The 18071-nt window shown below is 34.3% G+C and carries 15 protein-coding genes; 11 read left to right on the forward strand and 4 right to left on the reverse strand.

The genetic code is table 11. The features are described from left to right. Positions 1 to 219 precede the first annotated feature (219 nt). The 5 genes from raiA to GYM76_RS07455 all read left to right on the forward strand — a co-directional run bounded on the left by raiA (position 220) and on the right by GYM76_RS07455 (position 5265). Complete coding sequence (gene raiA, locus GYM76_RS07435; RefSeq protein ID WP_220225057.1) at positions 220 to 549, forward strand: ribosome-associated translation inhibitor RaiA; 330 nt, start codon at positions 220 to 222, stop codon at positions 547 to 549. A 94-nt stretch (positions 550 to 643) separates the two neighbouring features. Further along, positions 644 to 1795 (forward strand): bifunctional chorismate mutase/prephenate dehydratase, encoded by a 1152-nt coding sequence (pheA, locus tag GYM76_RS07440; protein WP_065562227.1) that lies wholly within the window; start codon positions 644 to 646, stop codon positions 1793 to 1795. Further along, a complete protein-coding gene (gene mutY / locus GYM76_RS07445) occupies positions 1795 to 2829 on the forward strand; it encodes an A/G-specific adenine glycosylase (RefSeq protein ID WP_220225058.1) in 1035 nt (344 codons plus the stop codon). The genes pheA and mutY overlap by 1 nt, the downstream gene beginning before the upstream one ends. 74 nt (positions 2830 to 2903) lie before the next feature. Then, positions 2904 to 4088, forward strand: coding sequence for an MFS transporter (locus GYM76_RS07450; RefSeq protein WP_220225059.1), 1185 nt, complete (start codon positions 2904 to 2906; stop codon positions 4086 to 4088). Positions 4089 to 4224: 136 nt separating this feature from the next. Then, positions 4225 to 5265, forward strand: a complete 1041-nt coding sequence (locus GYM76_RS07455; RefSeq protein ID WP_220225060.1) for an NADH:flavin oxidoreductase/NADH oxidase — start codon at positions 4225 to 4227, stop codon at positions 5263 to 5265. Between the two features lie 45 nt (positions 5266 to 5310). On the opposite strand, the gene GYM76_RS07460 is transcribed toward GYM76_RS07455, so the two are convergent. Further along, positions 5311 to 6495: an FAD-dependent monooxygenase gene (locus GYM76_RS07460; protein ID WP_220225061.1), complete on the reverse strand. Its 1185-nt coding sequence runs from the start codon at positions 6493 to 6495 to the stop codon at positions 5311 to 5313. 14 nt (positions 6496 to 6509) lie between these two features. Next, positions 6510 to 6680, reverse strand: coding sequence for a Sec-independent protein translocase subunit TatA (gene tatA, locus GYM76_RS07465; RefSeq protein WP_141673909.1), 171 nt, complete (start codon positions 6678 to 6680; stop codon positions 6510 to 6512). Positions 6681 to 7326: 646 nt separating this feature from the next. On the opposite strand from tatA, the gene GYM76_RS07470 reads away from it, so the two are divergent. Next, positions 7327 to 8016, forward strand: coding sequence for an XRE family transcriptional regulator (locus GYM76_RS07470; RefSeq protein WP_220225062.1), 690 nt, complete (start codon positions 7327 to 7329; stop codon positions 8014 to 8016). Between the two features lie 245 nt (positions 8017 to 8261). Further along, on the forward strand, positions 8262 to 10097 hold the full coding sequence (locus GYM76_RS07475) for an ABC transporter ATP-binding protein (protein WP_220225063.1): 1836 nt from the start codon (positions 8262 to 8264) through the stop codon (positions 10095 to 10097). Positions 10098 to 10162: 65 nt separating this feature from the next. Here the strand turns inward: GYM76_RS07475 and dacB are convergent, their stop codons facing one another. Continuing rightward, on the reverse strand, positions 10163 to 11596 hold the full coding sequence (dacB, locus tag GYM76_RS07480) for a serine-type D-Ala-D-Ala carboxypeptidase (RefSeq protein ID WP_220225064.1): 1434 nt from the start codon (positions 11594 to 11596) through the stop codon (positions 10163 to 10165). A 172-nt stretch (positions 11597 to 11768) separates the two neighbouring features. Here dacB and GYM76_RS07485 point away from each other — a divergent pair, with 172 nt between their 5' ends. Beyond that, positions 11769 to 12785: a TerC/Alx family metal homeostasis membrane protein gene (locus tag GYM76_RS07485; protein ID WP_065562235.1), complete on the forward strand. Its 1017-nt coding sequence runs from the start codon at positions 11769 to 11771 to the stop codon at positions 12783 to 12785. Positions 12786 to 12839: 54 nt separating this feature from the next. On the opposite strand, the gene cycA is transcribed toward GYM76_RS07485, so the two are convergent. Continuing rightward, positions 12840 to 14213 carry a D-serine/D-alanine/glycine transporter gene (gene cycA, locus GYM76_RS07490; RefSeq protein ID WP_220225065.1) on the reverse strand — a complete coding sequence of 458 codons (1374 nt, stop codon included), beginning with the start codon at positions 14211 to 14213 and terminating at the stop codon, positions 12840 to 12842. Positions 14214 to 14411: 198 nt separating this feature from the next. Here cycA and mltA point away from each other — a divergent pair, with 198 nt between their 5' ends. The 3 genes from mltA to asmA all read left to right on the forward strand — a co-directional run bounded on the left by mltA (position 14412) and on the right by asmA (position 18043). Continuing rightward, entirely contained in the window at positions 14412 to 15485 is a 1074-nt protein-coding gene (gene mltA / locus GYM76_RS07495) for a murein transglycosylase A (protein ID WP_065734271.1), read from the forward strand. Between the two features lie 69 nt (positions 15486 to 15554). Beyond that, complete coding sequence (dcd, locus tag GYM76_RS07500) at positions 15555 to 16136, forward strand: dCTP deaminase (RefSeq protein ID WP_065562238.1); 582 nt, start codon at positions 15555 to 15557, stop codon at positions 16134 to 16136. Between the two features lie 32 nt (positions 16137 to 16168). Beyond that, positions 16169 to 18043 (forward strand): outer membrane assembly protein AsmA, encoded by a 1875-nt coding sequence (asmA, locus tag GYM76_RS07505; protein WP_220225066.1) that lies wholly within the window; start codon positions 16169 to 16171, stop codon positions 18041 to 18043. Positions 18044 to 18071: the final 28 nt, after the last annotated feature.

Below are 18071 nucleotides of genomic sequence, written 5' to 3' on the forward strand. Positions count from 1 at the left end.
ATACTTTAAATCAATCTAAATAAACCACAGTATATAATAAAAAACAGATTAAAAGCAGTTCTGTGCTACCTAATATCAAATACCAATAAATTATTTTAGACAAAAGTCACAAAAATCTTAATATAAACCTAATAACCTATTGACGAAATGTGAAAAATTTGTCAATGTAATCAATATAATAATAGCTCAATTAGTAAGTAAACATAGTGGAGGTCAATTATGACTTTAAGTATCACAAGTAAACAAATGGACATTACTCCTGCAATTCGCAGTTATCTTGAAGATAAGTTTTCGAAATTAGATAAATGGAGAGCTCTACTAATCAACCCTCACTTTATCTTATCTAAAGAGCCCGATGGATTTATTATTGATGCAACCATTGCAACCAAAGGCTCGCCACTAGTTGCTTCCGCTAAACACATTGACATGTATGCTGCAATTAATGATTTAGTTGGTAAACTTGAAAGACAACTAAATAAACTCCAACATAAAGGTGAGTCGCGCCGTGCATTTGACAGTATTAAAAGTACAGTAATTGAAGAAGAATAATAATTTATAATTTAACAAAAAGGCACTTTAATAGTGCCTTTATTTTTTTGCTTGTTATAATATTACCTATCTAATTTTTAATCTATTAATGAATATGACAACCAGTCCTTTATTGCCTTTACGAAACAAAATTAACCAACTTGATCAAAAATTAATTGAAATCATTGCTGAAAGACGCCAAATTTCAGCCGAAGTTATCCAGGCTAAAATAAAAGCAAATATCCCTGTGCGTGATTTAGATCGTGAACGTTCATTGATTAAGGCATTAATCGAACAAGGTAAACAATATCATCTTGATGACCTATTAATTAAGCGTTTATACCAAATTATTATTGAAGATTCGGTTCTACTACAACAGAAGTTTTTACAAGAAAAACTCAACCAAGGCGTTATCTCATCAGCTAAAATTGCTTTCTTAGGACCAAAAGGTTCATATTCACATTCAGCAACTCGACGTTATGCTAGTGCCCATTTTGATCAATTGACTGAATCAAGTTGTAATACATTTAAAGATGTTTTTGAAAAGATTGAATCAAAAGTTGTTGATTATGGAATTGTACCGATAGAAAACTCGAGTTCGGGATCTATTAATGAAGTGTATGATTTGTTACAAAAAACCAATTTACATATTATAGGTGAACTATCCTTAATGATTGATCACTGCATTTTAGCTCTTCCTAACACTAAACTTGAGCAAATAGATACTATTTATAGCCACCCGCAACCATTCCAACAATGTAGTAATTTCTTAGAAAAGTATCCGCATTGGAAAATTGTTTATTGTGATAGCACTTCGTCAGCAATGGAAACCGTAGCTAAATTAAATCAACCAAACATTGCAGCTATGGGAAATAAAGACGGTGGTGAATTATATGGCTTACAAGTTCTGGAGCACAATTTTGCTAATCAAAAAGAAAATATCACCCGCTTTATTGTGTTATCGCGTGAATCGATTGAAGTTTCCGATCAAATTCCGGCCAAAACTACAATCTTGATGAAAACGGGCCAACAAGCTGGGGCTTTGGTAGATGCTTTATCCGTATTACGTAATCATAATATTGTTATGACAAAACTTGAATCACGCCCTATCCATGGCACATCTTGGGAAGAGATGTTTTATATTGATTTACAAGGTAATATTAACGATTACGAAATGCAGATCGCACTTAAAGAATTAGCTTCCATCACTTTATATACTAAAGTGCTTGGTTGTTATCCTAGTGATTCTATTACCGCTGTTATGTAATGACTAATTTAAGTTTTTCAAATGCCGTACTCAACTGGTATGAACAGTACGGCAGAAAATCATTACCATGGCAAATTGAAAAAAGCCCTTATCATGTTTGGTTGTCAGAGGTTATGCTGCAGCAAACACAAGTTGCAACTGTTATTCCATACTTTAAGCGCTTTATTAAACAGTTTCCTAAAATTACCGATTTAGCTAAGGCTCCAATTGACGATATCTTACATCTTTGGACTGGCCTTGGTTATTATGCACGTGCTCGTAATTTACATAAAGCAGCACAAGTTATTGCTGACAAGTTTGGGGGAAAATTTCCAACCAAATTTGAGGATGTTATCGCCTTACCAGGCGTTGGGCGCTCAACCGCTGGGGCTATCCTATCTCTATCACAAAATCAACATTATCCAATATTAGATGGTAACGTAAAACGGGTTTTAACTCGAACTTTTGCTATAGAAGGATGGCCTGGTAATAAAAATGTCGAAAATCAACTTTGGCAATTAAGTGAGCAAGTCACGCCTAAAAATGAAGTTGCTAAATTTAATCAAGCCATGATGGATATTGGTGCAATGGTTTGTACTCGTTCTAAACCCAAATGCACTTTATGCCCTTTACATCAATTATGTATTGCTTATAAGACCGACAGTTGGCAACAATATCCAACTAAAAAACCTAAAAAGACTATTCCTGAAAAAACCGCCTACTTTTTAATGCTTGAACATGACAACATGATTTGGCTTGAAAAAAGACCGCCTGCTGGTATTTGGGGCGGATTATATTGTTTACCACAATTTGCAAGCGAGCAAGCATTAACTGACTGGCTAGACAGCCATGGTATTAAAACTAGCAAACCCAAACAGTTAATTGCATTTCGACATACTTTTAGCCATTTTCATTTAGAGATTGTGCCTATTTACTGTGAGATCAAAAGCAAAACTAAATGTCTAGATGAATCGAATGGTTATTGGTATAAACTAAAATCGGAAAATGCAAAAATTGGCTTAGCAATACCTATTTATAATCTATTAAATCAATAATCAACACAATCTATCAGTATCTAACAACCTTTTGATATATAATTACACATTATTTATTTTCTAAATTGTTTATTATGAATAGCAAACAAGCTCAAGGGCTATCTGCATGGTTAGTATTCCTAATGGCATTTGCCATTGGCGTCGCGGTAGCGAGTAATTATTATGCACAACCACTATTACACTCGATAACTAATGATTTACATATTGCAATTAAACATGCAGGTTTTATCATTATGGCTGCACAATTTAGTTATGCTGTTGGCTTGCTGTTCATTACCCCACTGGGTGACAAAATAGAACGTAAACGATTAATATTGACCTTGATGATATTATCAACCTGTGGGCTAATTATTAGTGCAACTTCACAAAACTTATGGTTACTTATGCTTGGTACGGCTATGACAGGTCTATTTTCAACCGTAGCCCAAGTACTAATTCCATTTGCCGCAACACTATCACGACCAGAGCATCGAGGTAAAATTGTCGGTACATTGATGAGTGGTATGTTGCTAGGTATATTATTAGGTCGTGCATTCGCTGGTTTTGTTTCTTCGATGACTGATTGGCATTATGTTTATTGGATTGCCGCGTCAGTAATGATCATTGTTACTTTGCTACTTTGGTTATCATTACCAACTTATAATAACACCATCAGTATTAACTATTTTCAACTGTTATTATCAATTGGCTCACTATATAAACAAGAACCTGTTTTACGAATTCGCTCATTGTTGGCAGTTATTTCCTTTGCGTTATTTTCACTGTTATGGACGCCGCTTGCCTTTTTATTAAGTAATAAACCTTACTATTATTCTGATTTTATAATCGGTTTATTCGGCCTAGCCGGTGCCGCTGGTGCACTAGGTTCACCTATCGTTGGCAAATTATCAGACAAAGGAAAAGGCTTTTTAGCCACGACCATTGGCCTAATATTACTACTCGCTTCATGGGTACCACTTTCTCTTGCTGAATATTCACTTTTAGCCTTAATTATTGGGGTAGTATTACTGGATTTTGCTGTTCAAGTTACTCATGTATCAAACATGAACGCCATTTATCAAATTCGACCAGAAGCACGTAGCCGTATGAACACTGGTTATATGGTAAGTTATTTTATCGGAGGCATGTTGGGTTCTATCGCTTCCACTTATCTGTATAGCAACTATGGTTGGATCGCGATAATTATTGCTGGAACAGTTTTAGGATTATTGGGTTTATTATGTTGGCTCTACTATCTTAAATCAGTTCGCAAACCATAAACGATTTAATTGCAAAAAAAGTTGAGGAACGGGGTTTTTTAACGTTTATTTGCTCTAATAATCCGTTTTTAAACACTATATACTATTCGTCAGTTAACTTAAACATTTGCACCATTAATAAAAACAGGAGCCATCCATGGCTAAAATAGCCTATATTAATACGCCATTTAAAGTAAAAAATTTATCACTCAAAAATCGTATTGTTATGCCACCCATGTGTCAATATCAAGCAAAAGACGGATTGGCTAATGATTGGCACTTTGTTCATTATGTTTCACGAGCGGTTGGTGGCGTGGGTATAATAATTTTAGAAATGACCAATATTGCTCCAAATGGTCGAATATCGCCAAATTGCTTAGGTCTATGGAATGACGAGCAACGCGATCAGCTTAAACGTATCGTTGATGCGGTTCATGCTCAAGAAGGAAAAATCGCTATTCAAATTGCCCATGCAGGACGTAAAGCTTTGGGTGAGTCTGACGTCGTATCCTATTCTCCTATCCGCTATGATGGGAACGTCGAAGCGAATCCAAAATGGCAATATCAAACGCCAAGAGAATTAACCAAAAGTGAAATCGCTGATATTATCGAAAAATTTAAACAATCAACCAAACGTGCGGTTGAAGCAGGTTTTGACGCAATTGAAATACACGGTGCACATGGTTATTTAATCCATCAATTCAGCTCATCAAAAACGAATATTAGAACGGACGAATATGGTAAGGATAAATTATTATTTGGTGAACAAGTAATTAAAGCAGCAAAATCAGTGATGCCAAAAGATATGCCACTAATTGTTCGGTTTTCGGCTCAAGAATACGGTACTAATGGTTACGATATTAATTATGGTTGCCAAATTGCTAAACGTTTTGCACAAGCAGGCGCAGATGTTTTAGATGTGAGTGGCGGTGGTGATGGTCAGTTAGATCCAAAGCATACGCCTCTATTTCATGCTGGATACCAGGTTTATTTAGCGCGTGCTATTAGGAAGGTCACTAATTTGCCAATTATTACTGTTGGTATGCTTGAAGACCCATATCTTGCTGATTATATATTAAGTACTGGCGATGCTGATTTAGTTGCAATTGGTCGAGGTTTATTGAAAGATCCTTACTGGCCACTAAGAATTCCAGCATCTCCATTTATCCCAACATCTTATCAAGTAGCTTTTAAATAAACTAATGATAATCCTGTAGTGTTAGCTACAGGATTAATTTACAAACTAATTTTTCATGGCATATTTGATGAGACGTTTCTTTATTGGCGAAAAGTTATCAATTGCGTTCATCCCAATTGTTCTCACCATTTTTTTAAAAGCATTATCGCCATTAAACATATCTTGAATAGTTCGCATTGCGGTTAACATGACTAAAGCATCTTTACGGCGAGTGAATTGGAATGATTTTAAGTTTTCTACTAAACCAATATCTTTAAGTTCATCAATAAGTTTATTAATGGTTGCCACCAATAATGCAGAATCTTCAAATCCTAAATTAACTCCTTGACCAGCCAATGGATGAATAGTATGGGCAGCATCACCAATTAGCACTAATCGATGTTTAATAAATTGTTTTGCAAACCGGGCTTTTAATGGAAACACCATTCTCGGATTGACCAACTGACATTGTCCTACTTTATCACCGCTTAATTTAAACAGCTCTTGGCAAAACTCAGATTCAGTTAAGGAAGTTAAAATAGCCGCTTGCTCTGGTTTAGTTGACCATACTAAACAACTGTAATTGGGTTGCCAAAGTGGTAAAAATGCCACAATACCATTGGGATAAAAAATCTGCCTAGCACATGCTTGGTGAGGATATTGTGTTTCAACAGTTGTAATCACTGCATGATGAAGGTAATCACGCTCAAACACAGAAATTTTTTCCTGTCTGCGCAGCCAAGAGTGTGCGCCATCAGCACCTATAATCAGTTTTGCTTGTAACCGAGTATTATCCGAAAGTGTTAAAAAAGCATAATCTTCATTATAGCTATTGTCTATAGCGGCCAAATTGAAAATAGTGATATTTGAATTTGCTTGAGCATGTTGATACAGGTAGTAAGAAATTAAATTATTTTCGATGATATACCCAAGATTTGGATAACCATAATCTTTAGCATGTGCAGTAAGATGCGCTAAACCGTTTTTTTCCCAAACTCCGATCTCGCTAAAAGCATTAACGCGTTCGCTCGCACATAAATCGTTCCAAATACCAATTTGAGAAAAATATTGCTGACTTGCGCCATTAATTGCAGAAGCTCTAATTCCTATTTCGTCAAAAGCAAAATTTTGATTATCATTAACGTTAACATCAACAATAGCTACAGTTAAATTAGATTGGCTAAGAGCACATGCAGTTGCTAAACCAACCAATCCACCACCAACGATGGCCACATCAAATTGCGTTTTCATATCAATAAATAGGGTTATTTCTTATCAAGCTTATTATCATCTTCAACATCATCATTCATCGCTTTTTTAAAACCTTTCAATGCTGAACCAAGATCAGAACCTAAATTACGTAACTTCTTTGTTCCGAAAATGAGAACCACCACGGCAAGAAAAACTAATAGATGTGGAATGCTAAATGACATAATTAAAACCTCATTTAAAAATGTATCGCTATTTGAACAAGTTAAACGAACAAATAGATTATTAAATATTGGAATTGATTATACTCTTTTTATGATGGGATTTCATGACAAGTTAATTTAGATAAAAAAAGACCCGCATAAAATATACGGGCCAACATGAAATATAAGGAATATAAGGAAAGAAAACAATGAAAAATCCTTACGCTGCTTATTATCCACTTTTTTTCTTTTTAGTCAACGTTTTTATTTGCCTTTCAGCAAATGTAGCAATTTTAGCTAAAAAATAACCTTAACCATTATAAATCAATAAGTTAAAATAACCCTCAACATATAAATAAGAATAATATATATTTGATAAATATCAATTACTCATTAAAAAAAACTTAATATCTATAAAACTACTTGAAATTTCAACGGAAAAACAAAGACAATAAAACGGAAAAAAAAGCCACACTTCTCATTATAACACTCGCTGTTTTTTTATTTTTATGCGAGAAAAGAATATTTTTCCATAATATAAAACGCGTTTAAACAAAAAATCGCATTAAAACTTAATAAAATTAAGAAGATTGATTCAAATTCATATATAAAACTCATAAAAAATACAATATAATTATCAAACGGATGAAAAAATAAAAACGAAATAAGTATGATTAAAAATAAAAATGTAAAAACTTTTAAAGATAGGCTACATTCGTCAATGCAAGGATTATCTGTTTCATCCTTTGCAAAAAAATGTGATATGTCAGAAACGGTAATACGAGATTATTTGTCTGGAAAAACCTACCCTTCACTAACTCGTTTAGAAGTAATTGCTGAAAAATGTAATGTTTCATTCAACTGGTTAGCTACCGGTTATAAATTGGAAGTGTTGGATCCTAAAGACGATGATAATAACGAAGTTTATAATGAAAATATCTATCGTATCCCGGTTTATAAAAAACAATTACCAACTAAAGAAGAGGCGCAAAATCAACGTTACGTACGTGAAACGCCACCAGTAATGAATTATCCTATTGTTGAAGGTTGGGCTTCTCATCGTGGTTTAGATATCAAAAAACTTATAATCTATTGGGCGAAAGGTGATTTAATGGCACCTGAAGTCGAAAATAATAATGGATTAATTATTAATACAGAAATAAACGAAATAATCGATGGCGCAATTTATTTAATTGAATATGAGAATTTTACTCTACTAAGAAAAATTCGCCTATCACTCGGAAATTGGATTTTGATTTGTAATAATCATCAATACCCAACGATTGAGGTTCCTAAAGCTCATTTCGAAAAATATAATATTGTCGGGCGCGTTGTACAAATTATTAAAGATGTTTTTTAAGACAATTATTAGTAATCTAGTACTTTTCACTATATAATTTGCCATGAGGAAAGCTCAAAAACCCCTTTCCTCAACTTTTTTTAATTTTTATTAATGTTAGTTTAATAGGTATTGGAGTGATGTCTCTTTTAATTTAAAAATATCATACTTAGCTTATAGCACTCAGCATTTGGTAATAAAACCCTCACTTTTTTAGATCATTGGTAAACCTATCAATGAATAACCTTTTAACTAATAGGTCTAATATGTATCGATTTTTTGAAAAATTGGTATCACCTTATCCACAAGATGAACCACAGCCGATGGCTAAAAGTTTTTTTAGTTTTATTTGGCAATCGACGAAAGGCACACGTTCTTTCCTTCTATTATTAATCATACTGAGTTCATTAGCTGGCGCTTTTGAAGCCTTTTTATATGCTGCACTCGGTAAAGTTGTTGACTGGCTGGCAGCTGTTTCACCAAGTCAATTTTGGCAGCAGGAAAAATCAACCTTAATTGTATTTACGATTATTATATTAGCTAGCACGATCATTATTGCCTTACAAACCATCATTAAACATCAATGTTTGGCGGGAAACTTTCCAATGCGACTGCGTTGGAATCTACATCGATTAGTGCTAAATCAAAGTATGCGCTTTTTCCAAGATGAATTTGCCGGCCGTATATCAGCAAAAGTGATGCAAACCGCACTTGCGGTTAGGGATACCTGCTTTTTGGTTGCTGATATCTTTATCTATGTTTTGATTTCGTTTATTACTATGGCAACAATCATAGGTCAGTTAGATCTTTGGTTATTAGTACCGTTTATGGTTTGGTGTTTTGTTTATGGCATTGCAATGTATTACTTTATTCCACGACTAAGTAAAGTGGCAAGTATGCAAGCAGATGCACGTTCTACCATGACAGGCCGAGTGACTGATGCTTACACGAATATTATGACAGTTAAACTGTTTTCTCATGCTGGCAATGAAGCAAAATATGCACAAGAGTCGATGGACGAATTTTTAGTTACCGTTAATAAACAAATGCGTTTAGTTAGTAGTTTTGAAATTGTTAATCATTTATTGTCTATTTTCCTCGTTCTTGGTACTACTGGCTTATCATTATGGCTATGGACTAATGATTTAATTGGTGTTGGAGCTATCGCCACTACAACCGCTGTCGCACTTAGATTGAACGGCTTTTCACATTGGATTATGTGGGAAATGGCAGCATTATTTGAAAATATCGGCGTGGTTAAAGATGGTATGAATACGTTTTCTGTTGCTAAAACCGTTGTCGATGAACCTGATGCGCCAACTCTTAAGGTGACTGATGGTAAAATCGAATTTAAAAATATTAATTTTAGTTACGATGCAAAATTAAACAATGCCATTATCGACAACTTAAATTTAACCATTAAACCAGGTGAAAAGATCGGTTTAGTTGGCAGATCAGGGGCGGGTAAATCCACTTTAATCAATTTATTGTTGCGATTTTATGATTTACAAAATGGTCATATTTTTATTGATAATCAAGACATCACCAAAGTCAATCAAGAAAGCTTACGCGCTCAAATTGGTATGGTTACCCAAGATACTTCACTATTACACCGCTCAGTAAGAGATAACTTATTATACGGTAATAACCATGCCACCGAACAAGAGATGATAATCGCAGCTAAAAAAGCTCATGCCGATAGTTTTATTGAAACCTTAGTAGATGCTAATGGAAGAACTAAATATGATGCTTTTGTTGGTGAACGTGGGGTTAAATTGTCCGGAGGACAACGTCAACGTATCGCTATTGCTCGAGTTATTTTAAAAAATGCACCAATTCTATTGTTAGATGAGGCAACTAGTGCGCTTGATTCTGAAATTGAACAAGCTATTCAAGAAAGCTTATATACGTTAATGGAAGGTAAAACGGTTATTGCTATTGCCCATCGATTATCTACAATCGCGGCGATGGATCGATTAATCGTTTTAGATCAAGGAAAAATCATCGAACAAGGAACACATCAAGAGTTGCTTAGTAAAGATGGACTTTATGCTCAACTTTGGAAGCATCAAAGTGGTGGTTTTTTAGCTGAAAATTTTTAACTTAAAATTTAGGGCGATGAGTAAATAACATCGCCCCAAAATCTTAATTCTCAAATTAGTCAAATCTAATTAATGAAATTTTTATAAAACTCAGATTCGAACTTCATAACTGCCCCGTTTTTAGGTTCCCCTTTACTATCAGCCCGATACCCTGATAATAATTGAACAAAAGCGACATAACGTCCGTCTGATTTTTGAATAAATCCGGCTAAATTATAACTACCTTGAATATAGCCTGTTTTAGCCATAACTACATCTTTAAATGGTGCTTGACTGAAGCTTTTACGGTTTTGCAACGTTCCATCAACACCCGCAATTGGTAATTTTTCAATAAAAGCGAGTTGATTGTTATGTGCTGAAATATACTGCAACACTTCCATTAGTTTGTTGGCGCTAACTAGATTAAGACGAGATAAACCCGAACCATCGGCAATCACTAAGTTTTCTAAGTCAATACCCGCTTTTTTGCGAAGGATTTGTTTAACCGCATCACCACCATTACGCCATGTTCCTGCAGTATTATAATAGCGTGCGCCAAGTGTTCTAAAAATGGTGTCAGCATACAAATTATTTGATTTTTTGAGCATAACCGTTATTAACTCAGAAAGCGGTGCTGATTGACTTGATGTTAATAACGTTAAGGAACCAGTGGATTTTTGTTTTCTTTCAAAAACACGTCCACCATAAGTTATTTTTTGTTGTTTTAATTCATTTTTTAAAACAGTCGAAAAATATTCGGTTGGATCCATTACTGCAAATTTTAATGGTGTTTTATCCGCATTAGAAGCGATGCATCCAGATAAATAGTAGCGATTTTTATCCGCAGTAACATCAAGCTCACAATATTTATCATGTGCGTCTTTACTACTAGCGGAAATCGTTCTTACATCACCTGAAACCATAACTGGAATATTAGATGAAACAGAAACTGATGCTTTACCACCTACTTTACCCGGGGTTATTGTTGCATAAAAGCAGTTATCATCAATTGTTGCAGCTGATGCAGGGGCATTGTAACAAGCAGTTAAATTATTCCATGACCACCCTTCTGCTTTATCATGACTAGCAAAAATTGAAGTGTCTAAAATAACATTACCTGAAATTTTTTCTACACCCTTTTGACGAAGGGCGCTAATCATATTTTTTAATCTTTCTCGACTAAAAGTGGGATCACCACTCAATTTGATAATCAGATCACCATTGAGTTGTTTATTACTAACTGAACCATTCGCGTACATTCCAGTAACAAACCGAAAGTCACTACCTAGTTCAAGCTGTGCAGCTAGTGCAGTTATTACTTTTTGTGTACTAGCTGGCTGTTTAAATTGATCACTTTTGTATTTGGCTAATGTTTTAGGATTGCCATCAACAGTTTGCACTAAAATTGATAAATCACTCCCTTTGGGTAATGATGATATATATGGTTCAACCGATTGTGCTTGCAATAAGCTTGAATAAAAAGCAACGATAAATAGAAAAGATACCCTTATATTTGTCATGAATGTATGCTCAAAAAATTTTTTAAATATATTAGTGTGGAAACAAATATATCTTTTTTTGATAAGCCTATCAATATATACTCAGTCTCTTTAAAAATAATGTTCTAAATACCATTATATTTTACATTTTTGAATTTAATCCAAGAGATAATTTAATATAGGTAACAAGGCTATGATTCATCATTCATTAGGTTTTCCAATCGAAACTGTACTGATGTTCGTCATTTTGGCTTTAACTGCGATTATAATTGATTTATATGCTCACCATAACGATAAACCCATTAGCCTAACCAGCGCAATATTATGGTCTTTATTCTGGGTTGCTGTTGCATTAGGTTTTGCACTTTATCTTTATCTTCACCATGGAAGTGAGATAGCAAGTTTATTTATCACAGGTTATGTGCTTGAAAAAGCGCTTTCGGTAGATAACTTATTCGTTATTATGGCGCTGTTTTCATGGTTTGCTATCCCTAACAATTATCGACATCGATTACTTTATTGGGGCGTAATTGGTGCGATTATTTTCCGAGCTATTTTTGTTGTAATAGGTACGGGTTTATTATCGTTAGGTCCTTGGATGGAATTGTTCTTTTCAGTAGTGGTTGCATTAACTGGATTTATGATGCTGAAAAACCAAGGTCAAGATGAAAAAATTAAAGATTATTCAGAACATTTTGCTTATCGTATTGCTAAACGTATTTTCCCCTCTTACCCTAAGATAGTTGGTCATCACTTTTTATTAACCCGAAAACAACTAAACGCGGAGTTAACGAAGCCAGAAAATAGCGACCTGATTCATAAAATGCCAAAAAGTGCCTTATATGCAACACCACTATTTTTATGTGTTGTGGTGATTGAGTTGAGTGATGTTATGTTTGCATTTGATTCTGTTCCCGCAGTAATCGCGGTCAGCCAAGAACCTCTCGTTGTTTATAGTGCAATGATTTTCGCTATTTTAGGGTTACGGACTATGTATTTTGTTTTAGAAGCAATGCAACAATATCTTGTTCATTTAGGCAAAGCTGTAGTCTGCCTACTATTTTTTATCGCAGCAAAACTGGCTTTAAATGCTAGCGACCATCTATTTAATTATGGTATTAACATAAGCCCTACTCTCAGCCTTTATATAGTATTAGGCATTTTATCTTTAGGTATTGTTGCAAGTTTTATTTGGCCAAATAAATCATAAAAAATAATAAGGGAATTGATAATCGGCAGTAAACCTGCCGATTAAAGATGAGAGCTATTGGCGTGTTGATGAACGAATAAAGTAACTCACACCTAAAATAATAAACCATAGTGGGGTCGCGATCAGCGCTTGGCGAGTATCAGCTTCAAATGTCAATAACACAATCACAAAAGCAAAAAACGCTAAACAAACATAACACATAAAAATTCCACCAGGCATTTTAAATTGTGATTCATGATGCAAATTAGCTTTTTTACGGCGATAAGCAATATAGGAAATCAATATCAACGACCAAATAAACATAAATAAAATGGCAGAAATAGTCGTTACAATAGTGAATGCTTCCATCACATTTGGTACTAAATAAATCAGTACTACCCCACCGAACAAGCAGGTACATGAAAATAACAAACCATTAGCGGGGACTGAACGTCTTGATAATTTACCAAATGGTTCTGGTGCATCTTGTTTTTTAGCAAGACCAAACAACATTCGACTGGTTGAGTAAATACCACTATTTGCTGAAGAAGCCGCCGAAGTTAATACCACAAAATTGATAATACTTGCCGCAGCAGGTAAGCCAATCAAGGTAAATAGTTCAACAAATGGGCTTTTATTGGGTGAAATAAACTGCCAAGGTGTTACACTCATGATAATAATCAAGGCAAAAACATAGAAAAAGATAATTCGTGCTGGCACTGAATTAATTGCCCGTGGTAAATTTTTATTTGGATCTAGTGTTTCAGCCGCTGTAGTTCCAACAAGCTCAATACCAACAAAAGCAAAAATTGCAATTTGGAAACCAGCAAAAAATCCCATCGTACCATGGGGAAAGAAACCACCATACTCCCAAAGATTAGAAAACGCAGCCGTAGTATTGGTTTGTTCTGAATGATAAGCCGTGAAGACTAAAACAAGTCCAATAGCTATCAAGGCTAAAATGGCCACTATTTTGATCATAGAAAACCAAAACTCAGTTTCACCAAACATCCTAACAGTTAACAAATTCAAAGTTAAAAGCACAATAACTGTAAGTAGCATTGGGATCCATGCTTGTAGTTCTGGAAACCAGTGTTGAGCGTATCCTGCGATAGCAACAACATCTGCAATTCCGGTAATTACCCAACAAAACCAATAAGTCCAACCAGTAAAAAAACCAGCCCAAGGACCCAATAAATCGTTAGCAAAATCACTGAATGATTTATAATTTAGGTTGGATAATAAAATTTCTCCCATTGCCCGCATAACAAAAAATAAAACAAACCCAATAATCATGTACACAAAAACAATAGATGGTCCGGCAAGGCTGATTGTCTTCCCAGAACCCATAAATAATCCCGTACCAATTGCACCACTTATTGCTATTAGTTGAATATGTCTACTGGAGAGATTTCGTTTAAGATCATTATTTGAAGACGTACTGTTCATCGTATCGATTACCTGTCGTTTTTACAATTTTCGTTTTTTTATAAGAAGTAAAGGACTATAAAGTCTACAGCGCTAAATCGCAAGCTCAATCACATGAAAAATTTTTATAGCAATATCATAATTATTGGTAGTTTCTTATAATAGAATTGTGTAGCATAACCAACCATATCATTTAACTTATTACAATAAATTATCAAGATGAAAGAAAACAAATTTCACATTTATCTATTATGTTTAGCATTTATCATGTCACTACTTGCTGGCTGCCAGAGTGATCCTAATTCATCAAGTAAACAATTTAAAGACGGTAAACTACCACATGATTTAAATGCCAGTCGTCCGCATTTAGCTGTGCCTGTAAATATTTCTGACTATACGATTCAAATTGAAAAAATAAAAACAACATCGCCTTCTTTGTATCGTAAAAATGAACATATTTATAAAGCCGTTGATGCTTGGATTAATCGCTCATTGGGCTCAGCAGAATTCCATAAAGTGGGTCTAAAAAGTTATGAAATGGCTGGTAAAGATGGATATGGTAATGTACATCTAACCGGTTATTACACTCCGGTTATTAAGGCTAGATACCAACCAACTGGTGAATTTAAATATCCAATTTATAGAATGCCAACCCAATCTAAAGGGCAGTTACCAAGTCGAGAACAGATCTACAATGGCGCATTAGCTGGAAAAGGACTGGAGATCGCTTATAGTAATTCATTAATGGACAATTTCATAATGGAAGTCCAAGGAAGTGCCTATATCGATTTTGAAGATGGTAATCCGCTTGTTTTCTTCTGTTATGGTGGAAAAAATGGCCATGGCTATTCAAGTATAGGACGCTTATTGGTTGAATCAGGAGAGATCGCTAAAGAAGATATGTCTATTCAATCCATAAGAGATTGGGCAAAAAGTAAGAGTGAAAAGAAAGTCAAAGAGCTATTAATCCAAAACCGATCATTTGTGTTTTTTAAACCGCAATATAACGCCGAAGTAAAAGGTGCAGCAGCAGTACCTTTAGTTGCCAATGCAGCAGTGGCATCAGATAAAACATTAGTCCCAACCGGTTCAGTTGTATTAGTTGATGTACCACTGCTTGATAATGATGGTCAATATCGTGGAAGGCGGGAAGTTCGTTTAATGGTTGCGCTTGATGTTGGCGGGGCAATTAAAGGCCATCACTTTGATCTTTATCTAGGTATTGGAAACAAAGCAGGTAAACAAGCAGGTTATTACAATCATTTTGGTCGAGCTTGGGTGATACAACCTTAACCAACCAACATCGACGCCATCAAAAGAACCTGCTAGAATAAGATAAAAAGCAGACTTTAAGGATAACTTATGAGATTATGTGACCGTGATATTGAAGCATATTTAGATAGTGGTAAATTAAAAATCACGCCACAACCTGCATCAAGTTGTATTAATGGAGCAACAGTAGATGTTCGATTAGGTAATCAATTTCGTACTTTCAGAGAGCATACAACACCTTATATTGATTTAAGTGGACCTAAAGAAGAAGTTGCAGCCGTTCTAGATCGCGTTATGAGCGAAGAGATGATATTAGCTGAAGGTGAAGCATTTTATTTACATCCTGGCGAACTTGCTTTAGCAGTGACACTCGAATCAGTTACTATTCCTGATGATTTGGTTGGCTGGTTAGATGGCCGTTCATCATTAGCTCGCTTAGGACTTATGGTACATGTTACTGCTCATCGTATCGATCCAGGCTGGCATGGACAAATTGTTTTAGAGTTTTACAACTCAGGAAAGATACCAGTAGCACTTAGACCTGGTATGACTATTGGTGCATTAAGTTTTGAAACACTTAGTGGACCAGCTTCTAGACCATATAATCGCAGACAAGATGCAAAGTATAAAGACCAACATGGCGCTGTCGCCAGTCGTATTGATAAAGACTAATACAGTTCATAACCTTAATAAAGGACATTAATATGATAAAAAAAATATTGGTTACGCTATTTATCTTAATTTTGGTCATTGTTATCAGTATCGCTTCCCTTATTATATTTGTTGATCCTAATAATTTTCGTGGTTACATCTCACAAACAGTGAAAGACAAAACAGGGTATGAACTGACTATAGAGGGCAATCTACGTTGGCATATCTGGCCTCAAGTTAGTATTTTAACTGATTCGGTTAAATTATCCGATAGCGGTGCAACAAAACCTCTTTTAACCGCTGACAACATGAGGCTTGATGTTGAGCTTCTTCCTTTGTTTTCAAAAAATTTAGCAATTAAAAATGTATTTATTAAATCAGCAACAATCAATATTACGGATGAAAGCAAAGGTGAAAATGCTAAAAATAGCACTCAAGCTATAACTAATTCTTCTGAAAAACAACCATCTGAAGATAAAAAAAATCCATCTGATTGGAAGTTCAGTTTAAATAAGTTTGAAATAGCGGATAGTACAATTGCATTTCAGCATAATCGTGATTTGATAAATTTCAGAAATATTAATCTGTTATTAGAAAAAAATAACGATAAAAACCTTTCTCTTGAACTCAATGGGAATATCGATAAAAACCAGCAAGACTTATATTATTCATTAAACGCCAATATTGATTTAGCCCAATTCCCTGAAAAAGCAGTTATTGATTTAAAAAAATTGGATTACACGTTTAACGGCATAGTCAATTCAGAAAAAGAGATAAAAGGTAATGTAACTGGCGTATTTAATTATCAAAAAGCACCAATGCAATTGGATAGCCAAAATTTGGTTTTCTCAATTAACGATAATGATTTTACAAGTAAGATCAATGTCCGTTTTGATAACAAACCGGTGATCGATTTCCAATTAAATTCAAATAAATTTGATTTAACACCTTTTATCCAAAAAAATGAAAATTCAACGAAAAGTACTAACGTTCAACAAACTTCACCAGTTGTATCGAATGTTTCCAAAAATGATAATGAATTAAGTATGCTTAATTCATTTGATGGAAAAGCAAAAATAAATATCAAAGAAGTCAAAGCGGATAAAATTGCATTAGGTAATTTGAATGTTGAAGTTGACAATCAAGATGGTATAGCAAACTTAAAAAATCTAACTTTCAATTTTGCAAATGGGCAAATTGCTGCCAACGGCACCGCTAATGGTAAACAAAAAAACCCACAAGTTAAATTGAATACTAAAGTTAGCAATATCAATTTAAGCTCATTTTTTACGCAAATGAATATGGCTTATGATCTTGATGGTATATTCAATGCTTCTGGAGTATTAGAAGCCAATACATTATCAACAACTAAATTATTAGAGAACATTAAAGGTAATGCTAATATCGTCATTACTAATGCTAAACTAAATAATATTAACATCCAAAGCATCATCGAAAATGCCGCCGCGAAATATAGCAATGGTAATATAAGTTCTGAAAATCATAAAAAATATACTGAGTTTCATAAAATCACAACCAATGCTTATATAAATCAAGGTAACATTGATCTTAATCCACTCAATGCAAACTCTGAAACATTAAATGTGATAGATAGTTCAGGAAGAGTGGGAATGGTTAATCGTGATTTAGATGTTAATCTAAATATAAAAATATTAGGTGGTTGGAATAGTAAAAGTGAAACTATTGCAAAACTACAAAAAGTGACTATACCACTACGTATATATGGTCAATTTTCTAATTTACACTATCAACTAGATATTGCCAAAATAGTATCTGATGTGCTTAGTGATAAATTACAACAACGTTTAGATAAGCTACGTGATAAATTAGAAAACAATGGTTCCAGAGATAAAGATAAATCTAGACAAAAAGCAGTTGATATTTTAGGTGAATTTATCAAGAAATAAATATTTGATGAAATAATGATAATAGATA

The sequence above is a fragment of the Gilliamella sp. ESL0443 genome, from assembly GCF_019469165.1.
Lineage (GTDB): Bacteria > Pseudomonadota > Gammaproteobacteria > Enterobacterales > Orbaceae > Gilliamella > Gilliamella apicola_E.

Bases quoted from the DNA above. Each gene is read 5' to 3' on its own strand.
- pheA (WP_065562227.1), top strand. From the start codon at position 644: ATGACAACCAGTCCTTTATTGCCTTTACGAAACAAAATTAACCAACTT.
- mutY (WP_220225058.1), top strand. From the start codon at position 1,795: ATGACTAATTTAAGTTTTTCAAATGCCGTACTCAACTGGTATGAACAG.
- mltA (WP_065734271.1), top strand. From the start codon at position 14,412: ATGAAAGAAAACAAATTTCACATTTATCTATTATGTTTAGCATTTATC.
- GYM76_RS07450 (WP_220225059.1), top strand. From the start codon at position 2,904: ATGAATAGCAAACAAGCTCAAGGGCTATCTGCATGGTTAGTATTCCTA.
- GYM76_RS07470 (WP_220225062.1), top strand. From the start codon at position 7,327: ATGATTAAAAATAAAAATGTAAAAACTTTTAAAGATAGGCTACATTCG.
- GYM76_RS07455 (WP_220225060.1), top strand. From the start codon at position 4,225: ATGGCTAAAATAGCCTATATTAATACGCCATTTAAAGTAAAAAATTTA.
- GYM76_RS07460 (WP_220225061.1), bottom strand. From the start codon at position 6,495: ATGAAAACGCAATTTGATGTGGCCATCGTTGGTGGTGGATTGGTTGGT.
- dacB (WP_220225064.1), bottom strand. From the start codon at position 11,596: ATGACAAATATAAGGGTATCTTTTCTATTTATCGTTGCTTTTTATTCA.
- GYM76_RS07485 (WP_065562235.1), top strand. From the start codon at position 11,769: ATGATTCATCATTCATTAGGTTTTCCAATCGAAACTGTACTGATGTTC.
- raiA (WP_220225057.1), top strand. From the start codon at position 220: ATGACTTTAAGTATCACAAGTAAACAAATGGACATTACTCCTGCAATT.
- asmA (WP_220225066.1), top strand. From the start codon at position 16,169: ATGATAAAAAAAATATTGGTTACGCTATTTATCTTAATTTTGGTCATT.
- GYM76_RS07475 (WP_220225063.1), top strand. From the start codon at position 8,262: ATGTATCGATTTTTTGAAAAATTGGTATCACCTTATCCACAAGATGAA.
- cycA (WP_220225065.1), bottom strand. From the start codon at position 14,213: ATGAACAGTACGTCTTCAAATAATGATCTTAAACGAAATCTCTCCAGT.
- dcd (WP_065562238.1), top strand. From the start codon at position 15,555: ATGAGATTATGTGACCGTGATATTGAAGCATATTTAGATAGTGGTAAA.